The 21116-nt window shown below is 39.2% G+C and carries 20 protein-coding genes and 1 riboswitch; of the genes, 5 read left to right on the top strand and 15 right to left on the bottom strand.

Annotation, left to right across the window (positions count from 1 at the left end; genetic code table 11):
- Window positions 1-86: 86 nt before the first annotated feature.
- The 11 genes from LG377_RS02365 to LG377_RS02315 all read right to left on the bottom strand — a co-directional run bounded on the left by LG377_RS02365 (window position 87) and on the right by LG377_RS02315 (window position 12715).
- Entirely contained in the window at window positions 87-1595 is a 1509-nt protein-coding gene (locus LG377_RS02365; RefSeq protein WP_305067546.1) for a DEAD/DEAH box helicase, read from the bottom strand.
- Between the two features lie 380 nt (window positions 1596-1975).
- On the bottom strand, window positions 1976-3355 hold the full coding sequence (murF, locus tag LG377_RS02360) for a UDP-N-acetylmuramoyl-tripeptide--D-alanyl-D-alanine ligase (RefSeq protein WP_225743123.1): 1380 nt from the start codon (window positions 3353-3355) through the stop codon (window positions 1976-1978).
- A gap of 66 nt (window positions 3356-3421) precedes the next feature.
- Entirely contained in the window at window positions 3422-4474 is a 1053-nt protein-coding gene (locus LG377_RS02355; RefSeq protein ID WP_225743122.1) for a D-alanine--D-alanine ligase, read from the bottom strand.
- Between the two features lie 277 nt (window positions 4475-4751).
- Window positions 4752-5003: a type B 50S ribosomal protein L31 gene (locus LG377_RS02350; RefSeq protein WP_208559605.1), complete on the bottom strand. Its 252-nt coding sequence runs from the start codon at window positions 5001-5003 to the stop codon at window positions 4752-4754.
- A gap of 206 nt (window positions 5004-5209) precedes the next feature.
- Window positions 5210-6469: a transcription termination factor Rho gene (gene rho, locus LG377_RS02345; protein ID WP_225743121.1), complete on the bottom strand. Its 1260-nt coding sequence runs from the start codon at window positions 6467-6469 to the stop codon at window positions 5210-5212.
- A gap of 34 nt (window positions 6470-6503) precedes the next feature.
- Window positions 6504-7778, bottom strand: a complete 1275-nt coding sequence (locus tag LG377_RS02340; protein ID WP_225743120.1) for a UDP-N-acetylglucosamine 1-carboxyvinyltransferase — start codon at window positions 7776-7778, stop codon at window positions 6504-6506.
- Window positions 7779-7859: 81 nt separating this feature from the next.
- The gene (locus LG377_RS02335; protein WP_225743119.1) at window positions 7860-8408 is read right to left on the bottom strand and encodes a biotin transporter BioY; all 549 of its coding nucleotides are present in this window, start codon (window positions 8406-8408) and stop codon (window positions 7860-7862) included.
- A 183-nt stretch (window positions 8409-8591) separates the two neighbouring features.
- Window positions 8592-9449 carry a class II fructose-1,6-bisphosphate aldolase gene (gene fba, locus LG377_RS02330; protein ID WP_225743118.1) on the bottom strand — a complete coding sequence of 286 codons (858 nt, stop codon included), beginning with the start codon at window positions 9447-9449 and terminating at the stop codon, window positions 8592-8594.
- A 196-nt stretch (window positions 9450-9645) separates the two neighbouring features.
- Entirely contained in the window at window positions 9646-11256 is a 1611-nt protein-coding gene (locus tag LG377_RS02325; RefSeq protein WP_225743117.1) for a CTP synthase, read from the bottom strand.
- A gap of 313 nt (window positions 11257-11569) precedes the next feature.
- A complete protein-coding gene (gene rpoE / locus LG377_RS02320; RefSeq protein WP_225743116.1) occupies window positions 11570-12145 on the bottom strand; it encodes a DNA-directed RNA polymerase subunit delta in 576 nt (191 codons plus the stop codon).
- A 126-nt stretch (window positions 12146-12271) separates the two neighbouring features.
- Window positions 12272-12715 (bottom strand): DUF1934 domain-containing protein, encoded by a 444-nt coding sequence (locus LG377_RS02315; RefSeq protein ID WP_225743115.1) that lies wholly within the window; start codon window positions 12713-12715, stop codon window positions 12272-12274.
- Between the two features lie 183 nt (window positions 12716-12898).
- Between LG377_RS02315 and LG377_RS02310 the strand changes: the two genes are divergently transcribed.
- The 5 genes from LG377_RS02310 to LG377_RS02290 all read left to right on the top strand — a co-directional run bounded on the left by LG377_RS02310 (window position 12899) and on the right by LG377_RS02290 (window position 18062).
- Entirely contained in the window at window positions 12899-13735 is an 837-nt protein-coding gene (locus LG377_RS02310; protein WP_225743114.1) for a lipoate--protein ligase family protein, read from the top strand.
- Between the two features lie 107 nt (window positions 13736-13842).
- On the top strand, window positions 13843-15201 hold the full coding sequence (locus LG377_RS02305; protein WP_225743113.1) for an HD domain-containing protein: 1359 nt from the start codon (window positions 13843-13845) through the stop codon (window positions 15199-15201).
- Window positions 15202-15208: 7 nt separating this feature from the next.
- On the top strand, window positions 15209-16018 hold the full coding sequence (gene yidA / locus LG377_RS02300) for a sugar-phosphatase (RefSeq protein ID WP_225743112.1): 810 nt from the start codon (window positions 15209-15211) through the stop codon (window positions 16016-16018).
- A 180-nt stretch (window positions 16019-16198) separates the two neighbouring features.
- Window positions 16199-16636 (top strand): organic hydroperoxide resistance protein, encoded by a 438-nt coding sequence (locus LG377_RS02295; protein ID WP_225743111.1) that lies wholly within the window; start codon window positions 16199-16201, stop codon window positions 16634-16636.
- 130 nt (window positions 16637-16766) lie between these two features.
- A complete protein-coding gene (locus tag LG377_RS02290) occupies window positions 16767-18062 on the top strand; it encodes a Y-family DNA polymerase (RefSeq protein ID WP_225743110.1) in 1296 nt (431 codons plus the stop codon).
- Window positions 18063-18147: 85 nt separating this feature from the next.
- Here the strand turns inward: LG377_RS02290 and LG377_RS02285 are convergent, their stop codons facing one another.
- From LG377_RS02285 to LG377_RS02270, 4 genes are all read right to left on the bottom strand, one after another.
- Window positions 18148-18720 carry a folate family ECF transporter S component gene (locus tag LG377_RS02285; RefSeq protein WP_225743109.1) on the bottom strand — a complete coding sequence of 191 codons (573 nt, stop codon included), beginning with the start codon at window positions 18718-18720 and terminating at the stop codon, window positions 18148-18150.
- Window positions 18721-18837: 117 nt separating this feature from the next.
- Window positions 18838-18936: riboswitch (THF riboswitch) on the bottom strand.
- A gap of 26 nt (window positions 18937-18962) precedes the next feature.
- Window positions 18963-19556 carry a 5-formyltetrahydrofolate cyclo-ligase gene (locus LG377_RS02280; RefSeq protein WP_225743108.1) on the bottom strand — a complete coding sequence of 198 codons (594 nt, stop codon included), beginning with the start codon at window positions 19554-19556 and terminating at the stop codon, window positions 18963-18965.
- Between the two features lie 15 nt (window positions 19557-19571).
- Entirely contained in the window at window positions 19572-20432 is an 861-nt protein-coding gene (locus LG377_RS02275) for a bifunctional 5,10-methylenetetrahydrofolate dehydrogenase/5,10-methenyltetrahydrofolate cyclohydrolase (protein WP_225743107.1), read from the bottom strand.
- A gap of 3 nt (window positions 20433-20435) precedes the next feature.
- Window positions 20436-21101: a cyclodeaminase/cyclohydrolase family protein gene (locus LG377_RS02270; RefSeq protein WP_225743106.1), complete on the bottom strand. Its 666-nt coding sequence runs from the start codon at window positions 21099-21101 to the stop codon at window positions 20436-20438.
- Between the last annotated feature and the right edge of the window lie 15 nt (window positions 21102-21116).

Here is a 21116-nt window from a genome sequence, read left to right as displayed (position 1 = left end):
AGCTGATCGTATCCAAATGTATTTTGAATAAAATTTAACAATCTAAAAAAGGGATCCAAATTCTGGATCCCTTTATACATTCTTTTTTAGCTGTTGTCTTTATTCGTGCTGCTACCACGGTCTTTACGATAGTTATTACGACGACTGCTACCTTCGCTACGTCCTTTTCCATCACCACGTCTACCAGTACGCTTGTTGTTACTATTTCCGCTACGGCCATTTCTATTACGATTGCCGCCTTTTCCACTACCGCCACCACTACGTTTACGATCTTTGTTTGGTAGAGGTCTTTGAGGTGTGATCGTTACAGGTACTTCAGTAGAATCCTTGATCATTGTTTTGACCAAAGCTGCTGCAATATCCTCTGACGAGTAAGCACTCAATAGTTTTTCAGCTGCAGTATGGTATTTATCCAAACCGTTTTCCACGATTGTTTTACGGATATCTTCCATAGCAGACTCAAGCTGGCTTTCGATTGCTTCGTCATTTGTTGGTGGACGAAGAGAAGTAATTTCTTGCTTCGTTAGGTTTTCAATTGTACGTAGATAACCCATCTCTTGAGGTGTTACAAACGTTACAGAAACGCCTTTTTCACCTGCACGACCAGTACGTCCAATACGGTGAACGTAGCTTTCTGGATCTTGAGGAACATCATAGTTATAAACGTGTGTTAAACCTGAAACATCTAATCCACGTGCTGCAACATCTGTTGCTACTAAAATATCCATTTTACCTTTTTTAAAGTCGCTCAATACGCTCATACGTTTACTTTGTGAAAGGTCTCCGTGGATTCCTTCAGCTTGGTATCCGCGCATTTCCAAACCTTTAGCTAATTCATCAACACGGCGTTTCGTTCTACCGAAGATGATTGCTGAAGTTGGATTTTGAACATCGATTAAACGAGTTAAGATATCAAACTTCTCATTGTCACGTGCTTTAGTGAAGTATTGATCGATTGTTGTAGCAGACAATGTTTTTGTTTTAATCGCAACTGTTTCAGGTGATTTCATGAAACGTTCTGCGATACGTTTAATAGGTGTTGGCATTGTTGCTGAGAATAATAGTGTCTGACGCTCTGAAGGTACTTCTTTGATGATAGATTCAATATCTTCAATGAATCCCATATTCAGCATCTCATCTGCTTCATCTAAAACAAGTGTTTCAACTTTATCTAGTTTCAGAGTTCTACGTCTGATGTGGTCTAGCAAACGTCCAGGAGTTCCTACGACGATTTGTGCGCCACCTTGGATTTGTTTGATCTGTCTTCTAATATCCGCTCCACCATAAACACAAGTTACTCGTACACGTTTATCTTTACTCAAACGGAAAATTTCTTCCTGTGTCTGGATAGCTAACTCGCGAGTCGGTGCAATGATTAAACCTTGAACGTTGCGGTTGCTTGGATCGATTTTCTGTAACATTGGAATACCGAAAGCGGCAGTTTTACCTGTACCCGTTTGAGCTTGTCCAATGACATCTTTGCCTTCTAAGGCTAATGGTATTGTTTTTTCCTGGATTGGGGTTGTTTCTTCAAATCCCATACCCTCTACTGATTTCAATATCTCTGGTGCAATGTTTAATTCGCTAAATTTCAAAAAATAATTCCTCCTATTGTTTTCCTTGGCTTCTATTTTTCGTGGAGCCAAGGAGTAATGCCTTAAAATGAGCTTACAGGCTCAATAGGTCGGCACTACTTAAAAGAAACTTATCTCCTCTACGTTGATGAGGGTAGTTCGTCGTTTCTTTTTCACATAAAGACCCTAATGTTCGTATACGAAACGCTCGACGCGAAACACTAGGGTTTTAAATTCTTCTTGACTCATATTTAATTAAAAATCATTTACTTTAAATTAGTATTCCGCTAACGAAAGCAAAATTGAACAATATCGAACCGTTGCTCAACAGATATCATAGCATGCATAGTTTTTTTTTTCAACTTAATCGATGCATATTTCAAATGAATACGTTTTACACTCTATTTACGTTTTAATTCTTCTACAACGCCGAGTATACCTGTTCCTAAGCTTGATTTCAGCAAGACCATATCGTTCTTTTGTATAGTCTTTCTCAGGTAATCTATCATTGGTTTTTTATCTCCTGAAAAGTATCGGATATTCTCCGCACTGAACTGTTCTTTTACTTGTTCGTATACAACACCCATTTCATCGCCATACAAGACTAGATGATCGATGGACTTTGCATCAATAGATTCCGCTACACTTTTGTGCAAGGATTTAGATAAACTTCCAAGTTCCAATATATCTCCTAGAACAACCATTTTTTGTCCTTTGACTTCTATATTGGAAAAATAATTCAATACAGCTTTCATTGAAGAGGGACTTGCATTGTAAGCATCATTCAAGAGTTGCGCTCCGTTAAATCCTTCTAGCCACTCTAGACGATTTTTAGTCAACTGGAAGTGTTCGAGTTTTTCGGCGCTTGCTTCAATCTCGATTCCTAGCTCCAACCCGACAGATAAAGCAGCTAATGCATTTTGAACATTATACTCACCCGGAGTCGGTAACGTAATCGTCAACTCTGGAACCAGATTAACTGAAAATTTGGTTGATTTAACGTCGGGCTCTATATTTATTGAATACAGATCTTCTTTATCCGTTTTCCCAAAAGTTCTCGTTTTAACTGCATTCATTTTTTCTATTCGTTGCGAGAGTAAAGGTTCTTCTCCAAGATAAATCAAGGTTCCGTCTGCTTTTAGACCATCCACTATTTCCAGTTTCGCATCTGCTATACCAGACTTTGCCCCAAAGAACTCAATGTGAGATTCTCCTATCATTGTGATAACAGCAATGTCTGGCTCAGCTAATACTGAAAGCGCGTGGATTTCTTGAGCTTGACTCATGCCCATTTCCAAAACAGCTACTTCCGTATCTTCCGGCATTTCTAAAATGGTATAAGGAAGTCCAATATGGTTATTGAAGTTCCCAACTGTTTTATGTGTTTTGAATTTGGCTGACGCAACCGCGGCAATCATATCTTTTGTCGTTGTCTTACCGTTACTTCCTGTCACACCAACCACTTTAGGATGAACTTTTTTCAAATACCATTTCGAGAATTCTTGTAAAGCTGTTAACGTATCTTTCACTAAAATAACGGGTATATCTTTGGGCGCTTTTTCTATCGGATCGCTCCAAAACGTTGCACTCGCTCCGTTTTCAATGGCACTAGTAATATATTCATGCCCATTTCTTTCAGCTACGAGCGGCACGAATAAGCTTCCTTCTGAAAGATTTCTTGAGTCAAAAGATACTTCTTTGATTTTGATCGTTTCGTCTTTAGCGTAATAGACGACACCCTCTGTTGCTTCTGCTATTTCGCTTAATGTCCATTTTGTCATTTCATTCTCTCCAATAGGAAGGAGCGATCAATTGATCGCTCCCATTTATTCTGTAGATTCTTAACATTAACGATCTTTTAAGGCTTGACCTTGTCTTGCTTTAAAGCGACGTAATCCAAGCTGGATCAATTCTTCAATTAAATCTTTGTAAGCTAGTCCTGTATTTTCCCATAATCTAGGATACATACTGAAGTCTGTGAATCCAGGGAATGTATTGACTTCATTAATATAAATTTCATTGTCATTCGTCAGGAAAAAGTCGACTCTAGTCAATCCACTTCCATCAATTGCTATAAATGCTTTGGCCGCATATTCTCTTAATGTTTTAGTGATATCTTCAGGTAGTTCTGCAGGTATTTGCGGTACGACGTCATTCGATAGATATTTAGACTCGTAATCATAAAACTGCTGCTCTTTCACTAGTTCCCCTGGTACTGAAGTATTGACATCTTCATTTCCCAGCACTGCAACTTCTATTTCACGGGCTTGTATGCCTTTTTCTACAAGCACTCTTCTGTCGTATTCGAAGGCTTTTGCAATTGCTTGCACCAACCCTTCTCTATTCGTTGCTTGTGTAATGCCAACACTTGAACCCATATTCGACGGTTTAATAAACATTGGGTACGACAATTTAGCTTCCGCTTCTTCTATCACTACATCTTGATGGACACGCCACTCATTTACTTTGACTTCGTGATAAGGAACAATTGGTAATCCAGCTTCTTTGAAAAGAATCTTACTAATAATTTTGTCCATACCCGTAGCACTTGCTAATACACCGGCGCCGACATAAGGGATCTCTAGTACTTCAAGTAACCCTTGAACAGTTCCGTCTTCGCCATTTGGTCCGTGCAAGACTGGGAAAACGATTGAATTCTCTTTTGGTATTTCATTGAACTGCATTTCATTTCCAGAATCATTGAAGATTAAATCTTCACTGGATTTCAGCTGGTCTGGATCTGTTATCTCTTCGCCTCTCAACCACTTGCCTTCTCGAGTGATAAAAACTGGGGTAACTTTATAATAATTGTAATAGATTTCTTTCAGAATAGAGTAGGCCGATAAAATAGAAATATCGTGCTCTGCACTTTTCCCTCCATAAACTAGAAATATATTCATCTGAGTTTTCTCCTTTAGTGTTGATTCGTCTTCACTATTTTCTCAAATACCGGTGAGGTGTCCTAACCAGTATTTTAGCAACAAACTTCTAGCTTAACAACTAAAACTATACAGATTTAATAAAAGCTGTTGCATGCTTCGCTAATTTTTTTCTATTCATTCAACACTTGTATATTCTGGTAAAAACACTGGAAATCCAAACCCATTATTCTATGTATTTAAAACGTAAACAAATAAAAAAAGCCCTGGATATCCAGAGCTTTTCTTGAAATACAGTTTATGCTTCGTCCATACCGTATTTTTTGTTGAAACGGTCGATACGTCCATCTGCTTGAGCAAATTTTTGACGACCAGTATAGAAAGGATGTGAGTCAGAAGTAATCTCCATACGAATTAATGGATATTCTTTTCCGTCTTCCCATTCTACTGTTTCGTTAGATGCTTTTGTAGAACCAGACAAGAATTTAAATCCTGTAGTAGTGTCCATAAAAACGACTTGATGATATGTTGGATGGATTTCTTTTTTCATAGTGTTTTCACTCCTTATGCCATAAAATCTCTGCGATCTCATAGTTGTCTTCTGTCATAAAAAAAGGTTCTTCTGTCTAAACTAAAATAGCAGACATTCTTACCCAATTTTAGATTGTATGCAACACTAAGTATAATAGCATGATTAAATTAGTGTTGCAATCATTTTCGTAGATTTAAATGATTTAATTAAACTCCTAATGCCCATTATTTCTGAGTCAGCATTTTCTGTACAAATTCTTCGTTTTTCTTATATCTACCTAGTGTTTTGATAAACTGATCCGTATAGTCGTACGTGTCGTTCCTCATACCCCGTCTTAATTTATAGACTGCTTCATATTGTTCTTTTGTCAGTAGCATATCTTCTTTTCGAGTACTTGAACGTTTGATGTCGATCGCCGGATAGATTCTTCTCTCGGCAAGCTCTCTTGACAGATGCAATTCCATATTACCGGTACCTTTGAATTCTTCATAAATGACATCATCCATTCTGCTTCCTGTATCCACAAGCGCAGTAGCTACGATTGTTAGACTACCACCTTCTTCTACATTTCTAGCAGAACCGAAAAAGCGCTTAGGTCGATAAAGCGCAGCAGGATCAATCCCTCCACTTAATGTACGACCACTTGGTTGTTCAACCAAATTATAAGCACGTGCCAGTCTTGTGATGCTGTCCATCAATATGACGACATCTTGTTTATCTTCTACCAGCCTACGGGCACGTTCTAGTACAAGCTCACTGACTTTCACGTGGTTCTGTGGCTGTTGGTCAAAGGTTGAGTGCACCACTTCTCCGTCAATACTACGCTCAAGATCTGTAACCTCTTCTGGACGTTCGTCAATCAGCAATACAATCAATTCCACCTCTGGATGATTGTGCTTGATTCCATTAGCAATCTCTTTGAGTATCGTAGTCTTTCCTACTTTAGGTGGCGCTACAATCAATCCACGCTGACCAAAACCAATCGGTGCAATCAGATCGAGCATACGTGCTGATAATTCTTTTGGAGTCGATTCGAGGTTGATTCGTCTGTCAGGATAAAGTGGCGTCAACGCTGGAAAATGCGGTCTTTCTCGTGCTTCTTCCGGATTTTTTCCATTTACTTGACGAACATTCATTAAGCCATAGTAGCGCTCTCCGGATTTTGGTGGTCTTGCTGTACCGGTAATTTTATCTCCGTTTCTTAATCCGAAACGCGTCATTTGAGAAGCAGAAATATAAATATCTTCATTACTGTGAGAATAATTGATCGGTCGAAGAAACCCGAAGTCTTGAGTATAAATTTTATCTAGCACTCCAGAAACCTGGAAGTATCCCTGTTTTTCTTCCTGTACACGAATGACAGCCAAAGATAACTCTTTTTTATTCATTTGACTATAATACGGAATTTTAAGGTTTTTAGCTAGCTCATAGATTTCCTTCAATGTCTTCTGCTGTAAATCTTTAAATGTTAAAATATTCGCCACTACTGCTTCCCCTATTCGTTTAATCCATTTTTTTCTATTTTGTTACTGTTACTTCTTCCATTCGAATGTCAGCGCCTAAGGCTGTCATTTTTTCAATAATATGCGAATATCCACGTAAGATGTTCTCCACACCAGTGATTTCCGTCTCACCTTCAGCAATCAGTCCAGCTATCATCAAACAAGCACCCGCTCTTAGATCACTTGCTTCAACTTGTGCGCCCTCTAAACTAGAAGCCCCTTCGATCAATATCGTATCGCTCGTAACTCTTGCTGCTGCACCCATGCGATTCAATTCAGGGATATGTTTGACGCGCTTAGGATAAATGGTATCTACAATAGTAGAATTTCCTTCAGCCATCATTAATAGAGGTGTAAATGGTTGTTGAAGATCGGTAGCGAAACCAGGATACGGCAAGGTCTTGATCGAGACACCTTTCAGTTTCTCTGTCGGTTCAAAAACGCGTACGGAGTCTTCTCCGATTTCCATTGGAACACCCATTTCATCCATTTTCGCAATCAAACCTTCGATGTGTTCTACGATGACATTCTTCACTAGCACATCTTTTCCAGCTGCTGCTGCCATGATCAAGTAAGTTCCCGCTTCGATACGGTCAGGAATTACTGTATGACGACATCCATGCATTTCTTCAACACCATCGATACGGATGATATCTGTTCCGGCACCTCTAATTTTTGCACCCATGTTGTTTAATAATGTTGCTACATCAATAATCTCAGGTTCGCGGGCAGCATTTTCAATAATCGTTCTGCCTTTTGCTTTTACAGCAGCTAGCATGATATTGATCGTTGCTCCGATTGAAACGACGTCAAAATAGATTCTTGAAGCTGTCAGGCCTGATTCGTCTGTTTTCAAGTACATGGCACCTAGTTCGTTTTCAACAGTTGCTCCGAGTGAACGAAATCCTTTAAGATGCTGATCGATCGGACGAGGTCCTAAGAAACAGCCACCTGGAAGTCCTACGACACCTTGGCCGAATTTAGTCAGTAGTGCACCCATGAAATAGTAGGATGCACGTAGACTTTTGATTTTACCGCTTGGCATCGGAATAGACACCATCTCTGAAGGGTCAATGACTAACGTCGATCCGTCAAAATCTGTTTTTACGTTCATTTGATTTAAAATTTCAATTAATGAGTGCACATCTTGAATATTTGGAACCCCTTCTAGTGTGACAGGAGAATCTGCTAATATGGCTGCTGGTATTAAAGCTACTGCACTGTTTTTAGCACCTGAAATGGTTACTTCGCCGGTTAATTTATTTCCACCGTTTATCATTATTTTTTTCATAATTGCTTATACAAGCCTCTCTTTTAAGAAAATGTTTTTTTACTTATCTGGTTTAAGGTTAATCGTTTATTAGCTCGTTTATTAGACCGTTCGTACCAATACTGCTTCAAGCCTCTGGTATACGAGTCCTGCTGTAAAGGCTTTGATCATGTCTATAGGTAAAAAAGCTGTGACATTGGTCACGATGATTGTCTGCCAAGAAATCGCTGTTTCGAGAACTTGATTCATAATAAAATACTGATAGCTCATGCCGACAATATAAAGCACAATGATACCTATAAACATTGTTCCAAGCATTTCAATTGTTGATGCGCTTCTTTTGTGCAGTCTACCTACAACCAGACTAACGAGAATGGCTCCAATAATATATCCAAAAGCCGGAGACAGTATACTCTGAAACCCGCCTGTTCCTCCAGCGAACACTGGGAATCCAATTAAACCTAGTAACATGTAAAGGCACATTGTTAAAGCGCCTTTCAATCTACCGATTAGAGCTGGAATCAACAGGAAAAAGAATACCTGCAAAGTGATAGGGACAGGGCCAATTGGAATAACGAATACAGATGCGACTGAAAGCATCGATGTTAGTAGCGCAATTTGAATGAGGTCTTTTGTTGATTGGTTTTTCAAAGGGATCTTCCTTCGCTTTTTCATAGTTTCAAACACAGATAAGTATATACAATAAAGATTGGTAACACAATATGAAATACAAGAATGATATCGTCTTGCAACACGCTATTCATCACTATGTAAAACAGTAAAACGACGCCTGAATACTCAGACGTCGTTTTATTTAGATACTATAAGTTTTAATTAACCTTGGTTAGAAGAACCAAATTCTTGCATTTTAGCTTTAGTAGTAGCTGTAATGTTTTCTTTACCAGGTCCGATAACTTTACGTGGATCGTAAACTTTATCGTCGTTAGCTAGAACTTCACGCGTACGTTTAGTCCATACTTGTTGCAATTCAGTGTTAACGTTAATTTTAGTGTGACCATATTCGATTGCTTTTTTGATTTGGTGAGTTGGGATACCAGATCCACCGTGTAATACTAAAGGTGCACCAGTTAACTCAGAAATTTCTTTCATTTCGTCGAATCCTAGTTGAGGTTCGCCAACGTAGTCTCCGTGAACTGAACCTAAAGCAGCAGCTAAAGCATCGATTCCAGCTTCAGTTACCATACGTTTACATTCTTGTGCATCAGCATATGTTACGTTACCGATAACGCCATCTTCGTTTCCGCCTACAGAACCAACTTCAGCTTCTACAGAAGCGCCTTTAGAGTGTGCGTATTCTACAACTTTTTTAGTTGCTTCGATGTTTTCATCGATTGGGAATTTAGAGTTGTCAATCATTACTGAAGAGAATCCAGCTTCGATTGCAGCCGTACATGTTTCTAATGAAGAACCGTGATCCAAGTGAACCGCTACTGGTACAGTGATGTCCATTTCTTCCATCAAAGCATTAACCATTGCAGTTACTACTGTAAATCCACCCATGTATTTTCCTGCTCCTTCAGAAACTCCCAAGATTACTGGAGATTTTTCTTCCTGAGCTGCTGTTAGAATAGCTTGAATCCATTCTAAGTTATTGATGTTGAATTGGCCTACAGCATACTTACCTTCTAGGGCTTTGTTCAACATTTCTGTCATACTCACTAAACGAGTCATGTATTTGTTCCTCCTTAAAATTTTCGCACTTTTAAACCGAGCTTTCATAATCGGTTTCTATTTTATTATAAACAAAATTCACAAATAAAACTAGTTAAATATTGAGATTTAGACGGGATTTCCATTATCTATATCTAATACTTTATATTTTTTTAATTAGATTAGACTCTCGCCTCTATTCTAATCTTTTCGCCATTTATTTACTTAACGCATTCTCCAAAGATTTCTCTACGAATGCTGCAAACAATGGTTGTGGTCTGTCTGGTCTAGAAATAAATTCAGGATGGAACTGGCAACCTACAAAGAATGGGTGATCCGGAACTTCGATAATTTCAACAAGACGGTTGTCTGGAGAAACCCCTGAGAAGATTAAGCCTTTTTCTTCAAGAATCTCTCTGTATTCATTATTGAATTCATAGCGATGTCTGTGGCGTTCTTGAACAACTTCTTGATTACCGTAAGCTGCTGCTGTTACCGTGTTTCTCTCTAACTTACATGGGTAAAGTCCTAACCTTAAAGTTCCACCCATTTCTACAACATCTTTTTGATCAGGCATTAAATCGATGATGTTATGCTCTATTGTTGGATCTACTTCTGCTGAACCAGCACCCTCAATCATCGCTACATTACGTGCATATTCTATTGTCGCTAGTTGCATACCTAAACAAATACCAAAGTAAGGAATTTTGTTTTCTCGAGCATGCTGAATGGCAAGTAATTTCCCTTCGAGACCTCTTGATCCAAACCCACCTGGTACTAAAATACCATCTACATCTTCTAATTGACTCATCAATTCAGAAGGTGTTAATTTCTCAGCATTCACCCATTTGATTTCAATATCAGAATCAACAGCGTATCCTGCATGTTTCAATGCTTCTACTACAGACAAGTAAGCATCCGGCAACTCAACATATTTACCAACAATGGCTACACGTGTTGTATGTTTTAGGTTCTGAACTTTTTCTTCTAGTTTCTTCCATTCAGTCATGTCTGCTTGAGGAACATCTAGTTTAAGATGATCCACAACGATTTGATCCATGTTCTGTTTTTGCAGATTCAATGGAATCGTGTAAAGTGTTTCTACATCTAGCGATTCGATAACGGCTTTAGAATCTACATCTGTAAACAAAGCTAGTTTATCTTTTGTATGCTGGTCAAGTGGATATTCTGTTCTGACGATCAGCAAGTTTGGTTGAATCCCTAAACTACGCAATTCTTTTACACTGTGTTGTGTTGGTTTAGTTTTCATTTCTCCTGCTGCTTTCAAATAAGGAATCAACGTTGTATGAATGTACATCACGTTATCCGAACCCACTTCGCTCTTCATTTGACGCAAAGCTTCTAGGAATGGAAGAGATTCGATATCTCCAACTGTTCCGCCTACTTCTGTAATAATGATATCTGAGTCTGTTGTTTGCGCAGCACGCATAATTTTTTGTTTGATCTCATTTGTAATGTGCGGGATAACTTGAACAGTTGCTCCAAGGTAATCTCCACGTCTTTCTTTGTTTAGAACTTCTGAATAAACTTTACCGGTTGTGACGTTTGAGTACTGATTTAGATTGATGTCGATGAAACGTTCGTAGTGACCTAAGTCCAAATCCGTTTCTGCTCCATCATCTGTTACAAAAACTTCTCCGTGCTGATATGGACTCATTGTTCCCGGATCCACATTGATATACGGGTCGAATTTCTGAATCGTTACTTTAAGTCCTCTGTTTTTCAGTAGTCTTCCAAGGGAAGCTGCTGCGATCCCTTTACCAATTGAAGAAACTACGCCGCCTGTTACAAAAATATATTTTGTCATTAAAAATCCTCCTATATGATCTGTTCGGGAAAGTTCAGTGCAGTAAAGCTTAACCTTGTAAAAAGTTGTTCCCTGTTTTCTACAATTATCCCTCTAAAAAAGAGAAAGCTCCCCATTCTATATAAGAATAGGGAGCTTGATATCTATTGTATTCCGCTCTGCCCTATCAAGACTTTCTACTCACTTTTTGGTAAAAGTTTGCAGACTGCCTCTTAGGGTGCCCAATAAATATAATATAGACTTCATACATGTTCGTCAAGAGTTTTTTGAGCATCCTGACATACTGAACCAATTAGTCTTTTATGTTCAATGGTTACTCTTCTTCGTCGTCATCGCCTAAAACGTCTTCGTCGTCAACAACAGAAAGTCCTGCGATATTTTCATCATCATCATCATCATCGCCAAGATCTTCCAAGTCTGCTTTGTATTCGCCAAGATTTTCTTCATCTTCGTCGTCTACCATGACGCCGTGCTCATCAACATCTACACGGTCTCCGAATTCAACGACATCTTCTTCAACATCCTCTTCATCATCTTCGAACACTTCGATTTCATCATCGAAGCCTTTACGGTTTCTACGACGTGGTTTTTCATCTTCTTCATCATTGTCGTGTGTGATTTCTTCATCGATTGAATCGATTGGATACCAGCTGCGAAGTCCCCAGCGGTTAGAACCTAAAGAAATGAAACGACCATCGATATTCAAATCAGTATAGAACTGGATCATTTCTGCTTCCAGTTCATTGTCATCGATGTTTAAATATTCTGCAACTTGCACGAGTAAATCATTGTAATTTGTTACTTGCCCAGTCTGTTCCAAAATAGCGTGCGCTACGTCTACCATTGCTAATTCATCTTTTGATTGTCCATCGAATTGTTTGAGTTCCAAACCCACACGACCTTTCTTGTCTATGCTCATTTTTACTTATCTGTAAGGTATATCTATCTTTTTCGACCACCGTTTTTCAGCTCGTTCAAGTACAACCTTTTACGGCATCCAGTTTATACTACCTTATCACGTTGTAAAACGCAATCTAATTTGATAAGAACCTAGTCGTTCTTCGTTGAAATAAAGAACATAATCTGCAGATACTCTACCAGCGAACGGGCGATCATAGTAGCTGATCTTCAAGTCTTGTGTCTCTACTCGAATCGGCATGATGCCAGCAGCTGTCTTGTATTGCGTCTCTGTTATTTCTTCACTACTGAATGTAAGACGCGTCATATATTCTCCTCGTCGGATCAGATTAACCGTTCCGTTTGGATTAATTTTCACCGTAACCGGGACCATTGATTCTCCATCAATTTTTTCTTCATATCTAATATAATAGCTATTGTTTATATAAATCACTCGGCCTTTTTCCTCAAAAACATGATGGTGTGTTTCCCCGTTTTGTACGTAGGAACTTTCCATAAAGATTTCTGCAGGCATTCCGTTCGTTAATTCTTTTGAAGGCACAATCCATTCTCCTTTCATCATTTAATCCATTAGGCAGTAAATGACTCATTCTATGCTTTTCAGTTTATCACAAAATCAGATTGACGTCTCACACTTCCTTTTCTTTATCGCTTTATAGGAAAAAAAAACAATCTTTGTTATACTGTATTCATCAATATTATTACACTTAAAGGAAGATTCTACATGACTCCATTAACTGAACTTTCTATTCCGGATGAAAAACCATATCTCTTATTTGATTCAGAATCTTCTCCTTTTGAACGAACTCCTGCATCTCCTTTTGCGCTGACAGATGCGTTTATTGATTACGCTGTGCGGTTAGAACAACCCGTACTACACTTCTGGTCGACAAAGCCGCTTGTTATCTTAGGGATGATGGATACAAAATTACCCTACTTAGATACGGCACTGACTGTTTTGAAAGAAGCTAAATACGACTTTGTGGTTAGAAATTCTGGCGGTCTAGCTGTAGTCAGCGATCCTGGCATTCTGAATATCTCTTTGATTTTTCCAGAAGGAGACGAGCGCCTGACTATCACGGAAGGGTATCAGCGGATGCATCATTTAATTGAACAAACTTTCAAGTCTTACGGGAAATCCATCGATGCGATTGAAATACCCGATTCTTACTGCCCTGGAGATTATGATTTGAGTATTGATGGCAAAAAAATTGCCGGTATCTCTCAGCGTCGAATCAAAGGCGGTATCGCCATCATGATTTATATCAGTGTTACTGGAGATCAGAATGCACGTGGAAATCTTATTCGCACGTTTTATGAAAAAGGACTGTCCGGTACTAAAACGAAATGGACATTCCCGAATGTACGACCTTCATCAATGACGACTTTGGAAGAAGTTTTCGGAATACCTTTTTCTCTTGTTCAAGTAAAACAAAGCATAACGATGACCATACAGAAACTTACAACACAGCTGAGTTTGGGTCAATATGATAAAGATCTTGAAAAAAACTACCTCGAAGGTATGGAAAAGATGAAGAAAAGAAATGAAAAAGTCCTGTGATCAATCAACCTTTACCGATCACCTTGACTGATAGAGAGGAGCCTCAGCCAAACCAGACAGTCGCACTAGTTTTTAGATAGAGCTTCCTAAAAGGTTGGCAAAACATTATGAGCGCAGACAAATTCGAACGTATGGATCGATTGCCTTTCGAAAAGGTTTTTAAAGATCCTGTCCATGATTATATCCATGTAAGACACCGCATCCTGCTAGACCTGATCGATACAAAGGAATTTCAACGCCTTCGCCGAATCAAGCAGTTAGGTACTGCTCAATTCACTTTCCATGGAGCGGAACATTCTCGTTTTTCTCATTCACTTGGCGTGTATGAGATCACAAGAAAAATTGTTGATATGTTTGAACGGAATTACCCACAAGAGTGGGATCTAGATATGCGCCTAGTCACGCTATGTGCCGCCTTGCTGCACGATCTCGGACATGGCCCATTCTCGCATACCTTCGAGAAAATCTTTGATACGGATCATGAAGAGTTCACAACCGATATTATTTTATCAGAAGGCACTGAAATTCACGACGTGCTCAGACGCGTTTCACCAGATTTTCCCAATCAAGTCGCAAGTGTGATCACAAAAGAACATAAAAATCCTCAAGTCGTTCAACTGATTTCAAGCCAGATTGATGCGGATAGAATGGATTATCTTCAGCGCGACGCCTTTTTCACGGGTGCGACTTATGGTGCTTTCGATTTATCTCGTATCCTGAGAGTGATTCGCCCATATAAAGACGGGATTGCTTTCCAGTATCAAGGTATGCACGCAGTAGAAGATTACGTTGTGAGTCGTTTCCAAATGTATATGCAGGTTTATTTCCACCCTGCTTCTAGAGGGATGGAAGTCACACTTGATCGCTTGTTGTATCGTGCAAAACAGTTATACGAAGAAGGGGCGCTTTATCCGCAATTCCCTTTACTAGATCCATTCTTCAAAGATACGTACTCCTTGGATGACTATCTTAAGCTGGATGACGGTGTTCTTCAGACGGCTATTAACCTGTGGACGAATAGCGAAGATGCTTATTTGAGTGCTTTATCCAAAATGTTCCTGAATAGACAACCCTTTAAGTCCTTGTCTTACCAAAAAGGAAAAGATGACTATCTTGTTGAAGCATTAAGAGATATTGTAGGGAATCTAAAGTATGACAAAGACATTTTCACGCGCACTAACAGTAGCTCAGATTTGCCTTATGACTATAAGCTTAAAAGTAAAACACCGATTCACCTTATGCAGGCTGATGGAACACTGGTTGAACTTAGTGAAGCCAGCCCTATCGTTCGCTCGCTGAGCGGGAATCTGCATGGTGACCACAGATTATTTGTGCCAAAAGAGTTCCTAGAGAATCATTTGACGAACAAAGCAGTCAGTATGTTCCAGGAAGACTATGATGAATTTCAAAAATATATTTTGAACGACCGGATCATTGATCCGAATAAAAATAGAAGTGGAGAATGATTGACACATGAAAAAAGATTTAATTGCTATTGATATGGATGGTACTTTGTTAAACCCGGACCGTAAAGTAACAGATGAAGTGAAAAAAGCCATTCATGAAGCGAAATCAGCTGGAATCAAAATTGTTCTATGTACTGGCCGTCCTTATCCTGGTGTAACGGCTTATCTGGAAGAACTGGATCTTAGAAATTCTGGAGATTACGTGATTACTTATAATGGTGCGCTTGTTCAAAAATCCGATACAGAAGAAATTGTTTCTCAACATACGATGGACCAGCAAGATTATATTACATTGGAAAAAGCGGCTAGAGAAGCCAATGTTCACTTCCACGCCATCCGAAATAGTGGAATCTACACACCCAACAAAGATATCGGAAAATATTCTGTATTAGAATCTCATATAAACCAAGTCCCCTTGTTTTATAGCGCCCCTGAAGATATGGATACCGATACACCTTACAATAAGATGATGATGATCGATGATGAAGAATTGCTGGAAGCAGCCATTAAGCAACTTCCTAAAGAACTTTGGGAAAAATATACAATTTTACGTAGTGAACCCTTCTTCTTGGAGTTTTTGAACAAAAAAGCTAATAAAGGGATTGCTTTAGAAGATCTTGCAAATAGCTTGAACATTCCACGTGAGCGCGTTATGTCTATCGGTGATGGCGGAAACGATGTTCATATGATTGAATACGCTGGAACAGGTGTCGCAATGGGTAATGCAAAAGACGCTGTCAAAGACGTAGCTGATGCATTTACAACTTCTAACGCTGAAAATGGTGTGGCTAAAGCCATCCGCGATTTCGCATTATAATTCTTTTAACAGACTGGAAGCCAGATACAACCGGCTATTCCAGTCTTTTTTCAACTTCTTCGTCATCATTCTTTAAAAGTAAGCATTTTTGGAATTTTGATTTTAAAATCGTATGATTTCACCCTAAAAATGATGAGTGTTATACTTTGCTTAGAAAATCATAAAGGAGATGGAATAAACATGGCAGACAAACCAGTATACACAACTGCATCAGTAAACACAGGTGCGCGTAATGGAGAAAGTCATACTCCTGATCGTTCATACGAGGTAAACGTAGATACACCGAAAGAAATGGGTGGATCAGGAAACGGTACAAACCCCGAGCAGTTATTCGCTCTGGGATACAGTGCTTGTTACCACGCTGCACTAGACCACTACAAAAAAGAAGAAAAAATTGAGAATAAATCTCAAGTAACCTTAACGGTTCATTTATTGAAAGATCCAAGCGATGGTGGATTTAAGTTAAGCGTAGAAATCGAAGTGGGTATCGAAGACTTAAGCGATTCTAAAGTAGAAGATCTTGCAAATAAAGCACACCACTACTGCCCATACTCGAAAGCAACAATGGGCAACATCGATGTTAAAGTTAGCGCTGTTCCTTATGTAGAAGGAAAATAATCAATTAAAACCAGTAAGACTCAGGTATTTGATGCCTGGGTCTTTTTTTGTATCTAATGAATTCTTCTTGACTACGGGAATGTATGTTCCTATAATTAAACCAAACTTACATCCCTAAGGAGAAACCATTATGGTACAGCGAATGGACTACACACATGAGCCCCGGCGACAGATTTTATGCATTGATGTAAAGTCTTTTTTCGCTTCGGTTGAGGCTGTAGACCGCCATCTACATCCACTCGAAGCGTATATTGCTGTGGTCAGCAAGCCAGAAAATAATGGTGGCCTCGTTTTAGCTGCTTCTCCTATGGTAAAAGAAACTTATGGAATCAAAACGGGTTCTCGTATATACGATATCCCTAAACGATCAAAAATCCAGATTGTTGAACCGAGAATGGCTCTCTATCTCGAAAAAAATATTGAGATTCTGAAGATTTTCAAACAGTTTGTTTCCACTACAGATTTGATGGTCTATAGTATCGATGAATCCTTTCTAGATGTTACGCATTCTCGTCAGCTTTTTGGTTCTGCAGAAGAAATCGCTAAGAAGATTCAATACTTAATCTGGAAAAAAATGAATTTAGTTGTCACCGTTGGGATCGGTGATAATCCTCTTTTAGCAAAGCTTGCACTGGATCATGAAGCAAAAAACAATCGACAGAAGAACTTCATAGCTGACTGGCGGTATGAGCTGGTCGAAGATACCGTATGGAATATACATCCTATGACTGAATTCTGGGGGATTGGATCTAGAACCGAGGCGCGTTTATTACGTATGGGTATTTCCTCTATTTATGAACTCTCTCAATTTGATGTGCATCAACTGAAGAAAAAAATTGGTGTGATTGGAGAACAACTTTTCTATCATGCTCATGGAATTGATCGGACACAGTTTTCTGAAACATTCACACCTCGGTCAACTTCTTTCAGTAAAAATCAGATATTAAATCGCGACTATACAGACAAACACGAAGTAGAAATCGTCATCAGAGAAATGACGGAAGAAAATGCCATGCGTCTACGTAGGCATTCTGTCACTACCAGCGTGGTTAAGCTTAGTTTAGGTTATTCAAAACATATCGAAGATAAAGGATTTAGTCATCAGATGATCATTGAAGCAACAGATTCCTCAAAAGATCTAATTCATTCTTTACTTCTGTTATTTGAGCGTCATTATACTTACAAACCGGTACGCGTTATAAACGTCAGTTTCGGTAAAATCAGACCAAAACAGGCTTTACAATTAAACTTATTTGAGGAAACGCAACAATTAATTGACCGGGAGGAATTAGATAAGACGATCGATCATATCCGTCAAAAGTATGGGTACACGTCTCTTCTCCATGCCAGTAGCTTGGTTCAAGGCGGTATGGCGCTACAAAGGTCGAAACTTTTAGGCGGCCACCGTTCCGGTATTCAAAAATAAATCAATAAAAAAGTCTTTATAAGTTGGTCAGAAGCAATTGAATATGCTTTGACGTCTTATAAAGACTTTTAAAAAACGGATCATTCTATTTTTTAGCTGTTGAGTATTTTCGGTAAACATTTCTCAGTTGTTTGTTGTTCGTCAAAAACCAGATCGCTAGCACTCGGACAACAAGTGTCACAGCATTTTGAATTAGTCGAGGAGGCAGAATAACTGCCAGTGGATTACCTGTTAGGATGAATACCCATGTCGTGTTGAGCACAATGTGTATAAACAAGGCAATGACCACTTCGACTGCTATGATGTTTCGTAGTCGAATGTCTTTTTTATGCAGAAACAGGCCATAAGCAAGGCCAGTTAGCAGTGCAGATAAAGTAAATCCTGGAAATAACGTACCCGCTCCTCCTAAGAGCACAAAGGCTAGTAAATCTGCTAGAGCTGCTGAAATCCCAGCCACAAAAGGACCAAATAAAATACCAATAAGCGCAATGGGAAGGAACGCAAAAGTGATTCTAATGACTGGTGTAGTAATGCCCACTCGACTAAGTGCCAAGTTCATAGCAATCAATACTCCTACAATCGCTAGTCCTATCGTTCCAATTTTCCAATTTGACTGTTTTCCATTCTTACCATAAACGGTCTTTTCTTGATTTTGCATGATTCGAAGATCTCCTTTAATTTAAATTTTGTCCCGCATGAACAGGATACAACTTCTATCTATATTTCATTAGACAGAAGCCAATTAAAGAGTCCTCGCTAAAAAACCATAGAGCTTTAAAGCGGATGCAGAGAGGAGTCGCAAAACTCAATCGTTTTTTCGTCTGAGGGCGACATCCCATCCACTCAGCACTTAACGCTCATCTCTTACTCTTTTGTATTCTAATTTTTGCGTAGAATCGTTTATTCTTGGATCGATTTTATTATAGCATGATTTTTGCTCTCTGGTGTGTCTTTTAAGGTAATCATATAATTTACAGGTATATCATGATTTTCAATTGGGATTTCATTTACAAGTTGATTGAAATGCACAAGCGATATCGTTGAATGAGGATAATTCGTTAGCAGTCGATCATAGTACCCACCACCAAATCCTATTCTATATCCTGTTTCCGTATAGACAATTCCCGGAACAATCATCAGATCAATTTCATTAGAATCTAATTGCGTAGTCTGTTCTGGAATTGGCTCTCGGATTCCAAAGTAACCCGATTTCACCTGATTGAACTGTTCAATCTGATAGAAGTGAAGTTCTCGTGTAGCGTGAATGGCCTTTGGTACACCGACTTTTTTCCCTTCTAGCCAGGCTTGTCTGATAATGGGTTCAGTGTTCCATTCAAAGCCGTTTGAAAGTGTCACACCAATACTTTGTGCATTTTTCCAAATCGGCGAACTAAAAAGTGCCTCGTAGAAGCTTGCTTCTATTCTTCTTTTTTCTTCTGACGTCAAGGAGGTCAATGTTTCAATCACTTGCTTGCGAATGGCTATTTTCTCCAACTACCTGCGCCCCTTTTAATGCTTGTGTTCTACTTGTAGTGACCACGCTGCTTTTACCACTTGTTCAGCGAGAATGGCCGTAGTGATCGTTCCGATACCACCTGGAACAGGCGTAATGGCAATTGCTTTATCCTTAACTTCATCGTACTGAACATCTCCGCATGGTTTTCCATCCACGTGTCCATATCCGACGTCAATAACCACTGCGCCTTCTTTGATGTGCTCAGGTGTTATCAAATGAGCTACTCCTGTAGCAGATATCACAATATCCGCTTGTTGGGTGTAGTTTTTCAAGTTTTTCGTTTTGACATGACAGTTAGCTACTGTTGCTTCTTCGTTTAATAATAAGATAGCTAAGGGTTTCCCGACTACCGGGCTACTTCCAATGACGCACACATCTGCGCCAACTAAATCAATATCGTAATAATCTAATAGCTCCATCACTGCTTTAGGTGTACTTGGCCATAATCCGGTCCGATCATTTTCGACTAATTTTCCAAGATTACTCGGGGTTAACCCATCAATATCTTTTTCAGGGTCGATTCTCAGTGCAATATCATTTCTCGATAACCCTTCAGGAAGTGGCTGCATCACAAGAATTCCATGAATTTCACGGTCCTCGTTTAGATCATCAAGGGTTGAAAGGATTTTGTCGGGTGATGTTTCTTCTGAAAAAATAACAGATGAGACTTCAATCCCGACCTGATTCATGGTTTTGATTGCGGCCGTTTCATAAGAGATGGAAGAAGCTTCTTCTCCAATCCTGACAATCGCTAGTGTGGGCTGACAATCAACTGATTTCAATTCATCTACAACAAGTTTAGCTTGTTGGCTGATTTTTTCTGCTACTGGCTTTCCTTTTAATACGTTTACCATGTATTACTGCACTCCTCTTACATCCATTGATGGCCACTTTTTGTGCATCAAATAGTATTTTGAATCTGCATATAACTGGTCTGCTTTTTCTTCACCCTGGACAAGGTAGGTGTTCCCTAATCCTTCTAGCTCTTTTTTTGTTTGTTCATCTTTCATAAAGTTTGTATTTACAAGGACATTCAAGTGAGAAGATTGCAGTGTGGTTCTGGCAAACAATACACCTACAGCAATATCATTTACAATAGATCCTTTGATCGGTATGCGAGCGAGCCGCTCATATAACTCAATCAGTTTCAATGTTGTTTTCATCATGCTTAAAGGCGGCTGTACAGCACCATGAAGCCCTTCTTCGATTGCTCTCTGACGACTACTTTTTTGTTCTTCCGTATCTTTGGGCAGCTTATATGCTTTAGAAACAGGCTCAAAAGCAATAGCATCCTGGTCTTTGAGTTTTTCAAAGTGTTCTCTAACTTCTTCAGCCTCTTCAAGAATGGTCAGAACTTCCTGTCTTGAGTCCTTCAGAGATTTTTTATCTTTTTGAATTTCTGAGACCATGTGGACGAGCGCGGCACTCATTGCACCTACTAGCGCAGTAGCACTCCCCCCTCCAGGCAAGCCGTTTTCCGACTGCAGCTGATTCAAGTAATCAGATATTGACTGTTCAGTCATCTCGATTCCCCTTCT

Origin of the sequence: Marinilactibacillus sp. Marseille-P9653, from assembly GCF_916618885.1 — a bacterium.
GTDB lineage: Bacteria > Bacillota > Bacilli > Lactobacillales > Carnobacteriaceae_A > Marinilactibacillus.
This window is presented reverse-complemented; position numbering and strand designations above follow the sequence as displayed.